Annotated in this window: 7 protein-coding genes and 2 pseudogenes; 5 read left to right on the top strand and 4 right to left on the bottom strand. The window is 32.9% G+C overall.

Annotated features, from left to right (window positions below; translation table 11 throughout):
- The 3 genes and pseudogenes from ACX5JI_RS26285 to ACX5JI_RS26275 all read left to right on the top strand — a co-directional run.
- A pseudogene (locus ACX5JI_RS26285) lies at positions 1 to 729 on the top strand (plasmid recombination protein); the annotation flags it as partial.
- A 220-nt stretch (positions 730 to 949) separates the two neighbouring features.
- Entirely contained in the window at positions 950 to 1,588 is a 639-nt protein-coding gene (locus ACX5JI_RS26280) for a MarR family transcriptional regulator (protein WP_326997793.1), read from the top strand.
- Positions 1,589 to 2,203: 615 nt separating this feature from the next.
- The gene (locus tag ACX5JI_RS26275) at positions 2,204 to 2,764 is read left to right on the top strand and encodes a helix-turn-helix domain-containing protein (protein WP_459503918.1); all 561 of its coding nucleotides are present in this window, start codon (positions 2,204 to 2,206) and stop codon (positions 2,762 to 2,764) included.
- A gap of 85 nt (positions 2,765 to 2,849) precedes the next feature.
- On the opposite strand, the gene ACX5JI_RS26270 is transcribed toward ACX5JI_RS26275, so the two are convergent.
- Positions 2,850 to 3,320, bottom strand: a complete 471-nt coding sequence (locus ACX5JI_RS26270; protein WP_459503917.1) for a DinB family protein — start codon at positions 3,318 to 3,320, stop codon at positions 2,850 to 2,852.
- Between the two features lie 524 nt (positions 3,321 to 3,844).
- On the opposite strand from ACX5JI_RS26270, the gene ACX5JI_RS26265 reads away from it, so the two are divergent.
- Entirely contained in the window at positions 3,845 to 4,405 is a 561-nt protein-coding gene (locus tag ACX5JI_RS26265) for a MerR family transcriptional regulator (protein WP_459503916.1), read from the top strand.
- Between the two features lie 322 nt (positions 4,406 to 4,727).
- Here the strand turns inward: ACX5JI_RS26265 and ACX5JI_RS26260 are convergent, their stop codons facing one another.
- The 3 genes and pseudogenes from ACX5JI_RS26260 to ACX5JI_RS26250 all read right to left on the bottom strand — a co-directional run.
- Positions 4,728 to 5,048, bottom strand: a complete 321-nt coding sequence (locus ACX5JI_RS26260) for a hypothetical protein (RefSeq protein WP_459503914.1) — start codon at positions 5,046 to 5,048, stop codon at positions 4,728 to 4,730.
- 213 nt (positions 5,049 to 5,261) lie between these two features.
- Entirely contained in the window at positions 5,262 to 5,912 is a 651-nt protein-coding gene (locus tag ACX5JI_RS26255) for a hypothetical protein (protein ID WP_459503913.1), read from the bottom strand.
- Between the two features lie 381 nt (positions 5,913 to 6,293).
- Positions 6,294 to 6,641 (bottom strand): annotated as a pseudogene (locus ACX5JI_RS26250) (tyrosine-type recombinase/integrase); the annotation flags it as partial.
- 918 nt (positions 6,642 to 7,559) lie between these two features.
- Between ACX5JI_RS26250 and ACX5JI_RS26245 the strand changes: the two are divergent.
- Positions 7,560 to 8,419 (top strand): plasmid recombination protein (locus ACX5JI_RS26245; RefSeq protein WP_459503912.1); only part of this gene is annotated, 860 nt, incomplete at its 3' end.

The raw sequence follows: 8,419 nt of genomic DNA, 5'->3' as shown, positions 1-8,419 counted from the left end.
AGAGAAAACAAACGAATTACAAGTAGCGAAAAAGAGTTTGGAAAGTGATGTTGTTGATAAGTACAAAGAATTAGAGATAGTAAAACAACAAGTAGAGAGTGAAAGTGAAAAGATGCAGCTAATTGGTCAGCGTCATATAGAGTTAGAAAAAAGAGTAGAACAAATGCAAAAAGAATTAGATAGTGCTACGGATCAAGTGCCAAATGAACCTATTAAAATTCCATTTTTGCGTAAAGAAGTAATAACAGATGTACAGAATAATAAAACGTTTGGGAAAGCTGAAGTCACGAAGAAAAAGACTGGAAATTATGTGTTATCACCAGAACAATATCAAGAATTAACAAAACAAGTGAATGCAGCGGTTACTATCAAAAAGGATTATGAGCGTTTGAGAAAAACAGACTTTGTGAAAGAGTATCAAAGTTTAAAAATGACTGCAGAAGGTTGGATGGAAGAGAATAGGATATTGAAACAAGAAAAAGGTCAGTTGAAAAAAGAAGTTAGTGTATTACATAAGGAAATAGGGTCTTTAAAAGCTCATATAAAGGATTTACAAACAAATATAAGGGGGTTTTATACAAACAAACGAAAGTAGCTTTAAAAGAGCAATTTCAGTTGCTTAGAGGGCTTGTTAAAAATGAATTGGTTGGTAGGGGAGTTAATAATCATTTTGAACAAGAACATAAGAGGGAAATGAATAAGCAGAGAGGGTTTGATATGGAAAGATAGACGTGATAATAGTGAAAAAGAGAAGTGATTTTTAGTAGATGGAAACCTTTAGTAACGTATTTCATGTTATTATAAAAAAAGACGTATAAACGAGAAAAACCGCCCATGCTTTGGACGGCAGGCGGTTTTTCATAATAAGGTTGGAATCAACCAATATATATTCTATATACATTCTAACATATAAAAGTTGATTCCTTCCACTAAGGGAGAGAATTATTTTATGACAAAAGTTGTAGATTTTGGACAAGCTGAAAAAAAAGCGAAAATAAGAGATAGCAAGATTGATAGTATTTATGACCAGTTGCAAACTGGTGGTTATTCGGAAGAAGAAAGAGCTATGCTTTTACAGATGTTAAGTAAAATGTCCGGTGGGGAAGAATATTTCATAGGTAAAAAGAAAAAACCTACAGATCGGGTGAGATTTGTGCAAATTATAATGGATAATATAGATTATCTGATTGAAATAGGTTATTTAAGCAGTAAGGAAGAAGCTTTTTTATTCAAATTAACTTCATCTGTAGAATTTAAAACCAATGTTCTTGTAGAACGTGAGACAAATAATCCAGCATCACCTACATATTTAGCTGAAAAGTTTAAAATGACTCGTCAAAGTATTTCTAGTGTTATGAATGGTTTATTAAAAAAGGGAGTATTAGCAGTTGCACAATCAGGTGTTACAACTGAAGATGGACGAGTTTGTACTAGTCGTACATGGTTTGTAAATCCAAATGTTATGTGTTGCTCTCCTAAAGATGGAATAGACAAAGCAACTCAACATATTTTTAGGGATTCACTAAGAAATTTTAAAATTGAAGATCAAGGAAAGAAAAAACATAAATTACCCATTTATTTATTTTAAAAGAATGCAAAAATTTTCTTGCATTCTTTTTTTATTTTTATTTACCTTTTTTTAGGTGTCACTTTTTTTTGACACTGGTGTCACTTTTTTTTGACACCCTATCTTCTATAAACCCTTGATATTACTGACTTTGTTTACTTTTCTCTTCTCACTCTTATATATAGGGCTAAAAGTTCCGCAAGGAACGGGTAGTATTTTTGAGAAAATCACTCAAAAATCTCCACCCTCAATATCAAAAAGTCGGTTCGTTAATCCTCACCTAAAGGCTATCGCCTTCTCCTTTTGATATTGTCCTTGCAAAACTTTTTTCGGCGGGTTTTTAGCTTTCGCCAAGCCGAACAGACCAAAAACGGGGTTAAGTTGCTCGACTTGGACCAGCAATTATACCCGCCGAACCGCTAATTCTATCGATTTAAATAATAAGCTTATTCCATATTCAGTTACGTTAAGTTCCTAGGGGCTAGCCCCCAGACCCCCAGCCAGCATTCACACCCAAAAACAGGGGAGAATAGCATGATAAAACATTTTTACAATGTAGAATCAGGTTATTATAAAGAAATTTGGTAGTCTTTAATTAGCCTTTAACTTAACCTCAAACTTAAGGGAGATGTATAGATGAACATTGGTAGACAAATACAATATTTTCGTAAACGGGATAATATGTCCCAAGAGAAGTTAGCAGAAAAAATTCATGTTTCCAGACAATCTATTTCTAACTGGGAAAATGAAAGGAACTATCCAGATATTCATAATTTACTAATGATGAGTATTCTCTTTAACGTTTCCCTGGATGATTTAGTTAAAGGAGATGTAAAGATTATGAAAGAAGAACTTCAAAAATTAACTTTCTTTAAGTGGAGTTACATCATGTTAGCATCAATGATTATACTTCCTATTTCTATTGCACCTGTATTTTACTTTTTTGGTTATTATGGTCTTATAATACCTTTGGTACTTACGATTTTGCTTATGTTTTCATCACAGCAAGTTGAAAACATAAAAAAAGAGCATAATTTAAAAACTTATCGTCAAATAGTTGATTTTATAGAGGGAAAACCTGTAAGTGAAGTAAAGCCTAATATAAAAGACAAATTATTAAAAATAGGTTTGATGCTTGCAAGTGCTTTAATTAGTTATAGTTTGATTTATTTAGGATTGAGTGTATTTGGAAGATAACTTGGAAAACTATTAAAAGTCCTCCGGATTGTTTAATTGGAGGACTTTCGTGTTCACATAATTCTCGTTATTGGTAGTGAAATTATTAATCCCATATATTTGGGCGTTCAATTTTCATTGTTCTCATATAATCTAACATTTGTCCTGTATGAACACTCTCATGATATGCTATACGCATTAACATATCCCCTAAAGAACGGATATACCCTACATTTGAACGATCAATTTTAATTGTATTTAAATCTTCACTAGAAAAAGAACGAACAGTATCTAAAAATTGTTTGTGATATATCTCAGCAAAATTCAGTTCATCTTCGACAGATAAAAAAGGTCTGTTTTCAAATGGAGAATTATACTCTTTTAGACTTCCCCTATTTTCAATAGCCAAATGATAATAATGTTCTGATTTCAGTACATGTCGAATCATCTCTAAACAAGTCATAGCTTTTTCATCTGGTTTCCAATCTAATTTATCACTCGGAATTGCTTTCCATACCTTTATACTCCGTCTTCTCACTTCTTTTAGATTTAATAATAATAAATCAATAGTGTTCAATTGTATTTCTCCCCTTCACTTAGTCTTATAAATTAAGTTTACAAATATTTTCAAGTAAAATGCAAACATTCGTTCTTTTTTTCGGATACATTTAACAAACGAATCGTCCTGTAACTGACAAAAAGAAACAATATGTTATGAATATTACATTCATGCCCGGTTAACATAACGTCTCATTATCGGTAGCAAATAGTTTCATAGAACCCTTGTTTTTACAAGGTTCTTTTCCCTTTTCTATATAAAATTGATATGCAGGATTTTATACATGGTTGATATAGCGAGGATTCTGGGAATCCCGGCTATTCTTTTTTTGCATAAAATCTTGTATAAATAAAAAAGATTTTGATGATGGTATTGAGAAGTAATCGATATCGGTGTTAAAATCGAAATGTATTTCGAAATCAATTCGTTTTTAAAATCGGGTGTGAAATCAGTTGTAAGTGCATTCCGATTTTGATGAAAAAGTTGATTTAATCCTGTTTATGAGCAAAAAACGTATTCCGTTTTTGGGGGAGGAATTAAAATTGGAACTAAAATCGGAAATGTATACACCGAAAATTGTTGCGGATCATGTAGGGGTAACTCCCGATTTATTAAAAGCATGGTCAAATGAATTTAATATACAAACGGAGCGAAGCCAGGGAGGGCATCGTAGATACTCGAAAGAAAATATAGAAGAATTAACAGCAATTAAAGAAAAAATACAGATACAAAAATGGTCTTATGATCAAGTTCGAGCATGGCGGAATGGAGAACTTGATGTGTTTGTCTCAAAAAAAGAAAAATCGGAATTAGAAAAGAAATTGGATACAGTATTAGAAAATCAACAATTACAAAATCAGTTTAATCAAACGCTTGTTCAAAAATTACAAGAGATTACGAATGAATTAGTTACCACAAAAGAACATTTGGCTAATACAGAGAGAAAATTAACGGAAGTAGAAGGTAAAAACATTGAATTAGAAGTTTTTATAGAGAAGAAGTTAGCGAAACGAGATCAATTATTGCTTGAAAACATTAGAGATATACAGAGACAAAATCAGAAACGAAAACGGAAAGGTTTTTTCGGTTTGTTTAAAAATTAAATTTGGGAGATATTCTTTGTAAGGTTCTAATGTGGGTGTTTTTGCCCATCCCCCGAAAAGGAGTATTAATACAAAATATTCCTTTTCAGTTATAGAAGAATTTAGGATTCAGCCTTAGTTGTTCGATTTGTAACATAAACGTTTGTTTTTGTTACATTTTTTCTTTTTACATTCTAGCCTAAATCATATTGAATTTAGATGTAATTAAATACTGTCTCAAAAATAATTTGTCACAATATAAATCTTCTACCTTTTTGTTACGCTGATGGTTTATTAATTGATATTTTCTGTCTTATTCCCCTTTTTCAGGGGATGGGCAAAGTTATCCATTCTTCAAATCATTATGGCGCTTGTCCGATCCTTGATTTTGTTTTTCCAATAAACCTTTTTGAAGAACAATTTCTTCATTTTGTTTGATGATCATCTCAGCTAAAGAGTTGATTAAATTTTCTTGAATTTTTAAATTACTTTCCAACAGAACGCTTACAGCGTGTTGTGAATTGTTTGGTTGATTTGTTGTCATTATTGAATTTGGGACCGCCGCACTGCATGTTGTCTTCGTATTGCGAGTCATCACCAAGCTGACAGCATGCTCCAATTCTTGCGCATACTTTCGAATCACACATTCAGAAAGTATGCGCAAGAATTGGCAATTTGCTTTTTTGTTAAAGGTATATCAATGATTTTTTCTTTTTCCGCCATGCTGTCACCTCAATATAATTAATTTTTTCTATATTAGTTCGAAATTTATAATTAAATCAATGTTTTATACATTTTATTTTACACCATAGCAACAGTATGACTAATAAAAAAAGCTATCTCTTTTAACCAAAGGATAGCTGTATCCGTATTAATGTCAATTTTTCCAGTCACTTAATATTTTACGCTCCCATCTTGCTCGAACTGTAATTAAAGGTGAACATTGGTTTCTGTTAATTATATTTATATAAGCGTCACGTGTATAATCTATTGCTCTATCTAGAATTGCATTAGTAATTTCACCACCTCCTGATGGTATTGACTGCTCAAAAGCTTTACTTGCTTCAGCTAACGTACTATTATTTACAAAACATGAATAATTCTGATTAAATTGAGTCAGATTTGCATCTGTTACAGTAACTATAAGTGTGCCTATTATATTTACTGTTCTTCGCTCTTTACAAGGGTAAGGTTTCATTTCAGGTGGTTGTTCATAACATTGTTCCTGAGCAAGAAAGGGAATATCAAATACTTGACTAAGTGGTGCTGGCTCACACTTTACTTCTCCTGATACTACCTCGTAACAAGTATCATTTCTAATCTCTTCTAAATTTTTGTTATAGATAATAAATTTTTTTTCTGTGACTCTTGTGTTTCTAAAATGATAAGGATTATAAGCGTTAAGTGGAGTGATGTAATAAATTGGATAAGAACGATAATTGTTGTGAAAAGGATAATTATTGTAGTAAGAATAGTTGTTATTATAAGGGAGATAAAAAGGCTTATTTGAATAATAATGGCTATACAATTTAATACCTCCTAGATAAGAATATAATATTTTATGAGTGATACTATTTTAGGTATAGGTATTAAACTATGTATATAAGCCTAAAACGTAAATATTTTATCCACAACCATATTGTTGAAGTCATCGATAGAGTATGTTGTAAAATACGACACAGGGTTAATATGATAGAATCCTTTATTTTGATAGTCGATAATCCGCATAATAGCGCAAAATATCCACAAGGAAATGATCGGAATCTTTATCAACCTAGTTCATACGTTCAACAGCTTTTTCATACTTTTACGAAACCTAGCGTATGTGTATTTGGGATTTTCTTCTTTTAGCTTGTCTTGAATCTTGTCCTGTTCATCCATTCTACGATGAAGTTCATCTTTATTCGCTGGATTCTACAACGGCGAAATCTCCGGCTTTTTGCAATTGTCGATAAGTCTGGATCTTACTAATGGGTTGATCTCCTTTTCGTGAAGGAAATAACCAGGTATTTTCTAAGGTTTGAGCATAGGAATAGATCTTATCAAAAATAGAAGTAAGATTAATCATGTGTTCTTTCTTCGTTTTTCCCTCTTTGATTTTGAATTATTTTCTCTTTTTTCGTTTTAATTTTAATATAGTTTGTGTTTCGATTTGGAGTAGATTGCTGACACGTAATCCTGTATTGATTCCAATTAGAAATAGAATATATTTTCGTTCTGAACAGTGACGTTTTAGGGCTTATTTCATATTTTCGATCTGTTCTTTTGTTCATGGATTTTCGACCTCTTTATTTATGGCGTTTTGAATGTATACTTTTGTTGTATATTTTGAGGATATCAGGGGTTTTGGTGTGAAGTTAATGTTTAAGGGGAATTGAAAGTAAACTAATATTTAAAAGTTTACTTTCAGGAATAACAAAAAAGTCCCTTAATAATGCTAAAGGGACTTTGCTCACACAAATGATCTGCAAATCAATTTACCTTTGATATACAGATCATTTGTATGATAATTTCTATAAATAATTGCTAAATAGTAAACTTACATAAATGCTTTTAAAAGTTCTTGAACTAATGGAATTGCTCCACCTACAAATTTTAAAACTGCCATTGCGATTGCCATGTTATTTTCCTCCTCTTTTGTTGGTACTAAGATGTGTTGAATCTTTATACTTTTATTATAGTAAGCGCTTACATCCATATCAATATATTTTTATATGCAATATTGCATATAATGGAGAACGAAATTGGGTATGTGGCGATAGCTCTTATAGATAAAGTGGTAGTTATAACGGGTATGTCAACGGTACCGGACCGAGCCCGAAAGGGAGCGGGAGGATAAGGAGTTGATATACTTACTATGCGACCCTCTTGTAGATCCAAAACGTTCACCGTTTTGGCCTGCCAACTGGCGAGGGAGCCCCTCAAGGATTGAGGGGTTGGGGAGTTGGATAGAAGAAGGGGGTCTGGGGAAGAGTTCCCCAGTGGGTTTGGGCGAAGCCCAAGGTTTGCATTTGCCATGCCAAGCATGGCTCGGCGCAGCCGAAAAGCGTCGCAGACCCCTATCGATTTTGATACGTTAGTGTCAAAATACGTATAGGGTTACTTTAATTGACACCATTTCGTCGCTTTGCTAGACTGATGGTATCAATTAATCTAGGGGAAGTGGTGGTACTTTATGTTGGGTTCTATCTCATTTAATCAATCTCATCAAAGTTCATTAAGCCATAATAATAGAGAAAATATTTATGGGAATCCTGGCATTGATCCAGCTAGGTTACATGAGAATATTTATTTTGTTCAAAAGGACATCCGAAGTGTATACAAGGTTGTTTTTCAAGAAGCCGTGGACAAGTATAACGAGAAACAAAAACGGAGTGATCGTAAAATTGATGATTACTATAACAAAGTACATAAAGATGATAAGACACATGAGCAACGAGAACTCGTTGTAGCGATTGGGGAAGGTAAAGACGACCCAAAGTATAGGGAGGCTAAAAAGGAAGCGCTGAAACGCTATGCTGAAGCGTTTCAGGAGCGAAATCCAAACCTAGCGGTTTATAACATGGTTTTGCATGATGATGAAGCGAATCCGCATTTACATATTAACTATGTACCGAATTTCGAAAGTAGTCGAGGACTAACGAGGCGTGTCGGAATGGATAGAGCTTTGCAACAACAAGGTGTAGAAGGAACGGGAAGAAAGTTAATTGCACATTGGAGAGAATTAGAAACGGCCTATATTGAGCAATTGGCTAAAGAGTACATTCCGAATTTTGAACGTGCGAATGTAGGTTCACATAAGTACATGAAAGTTCGTCAATACAAAGAATATGCAGAAGCGAAGTCAACTATTGAAAACCAAGTACAAGAAAAAGAAACACAGTTACAAACGGTTGACGATCATTTGAAAAATGTTGAAGAGAAAACAAACGAATTACAAGTAGCGAAAAAGAGTTTGGAAAGTGATGTTGTTGATAAGTACAAAGAATTAGAGATAGTAAAACAACAAGTAGAGAGTGAAAGTGAAAAGATGCA

The sequence above is a fragment of the Bacillus sp. C1 genome, from assembly GCF_054570475.1.
This window is presented reverse-complemented; position numbering and strand designations above follow the sequence as displayed.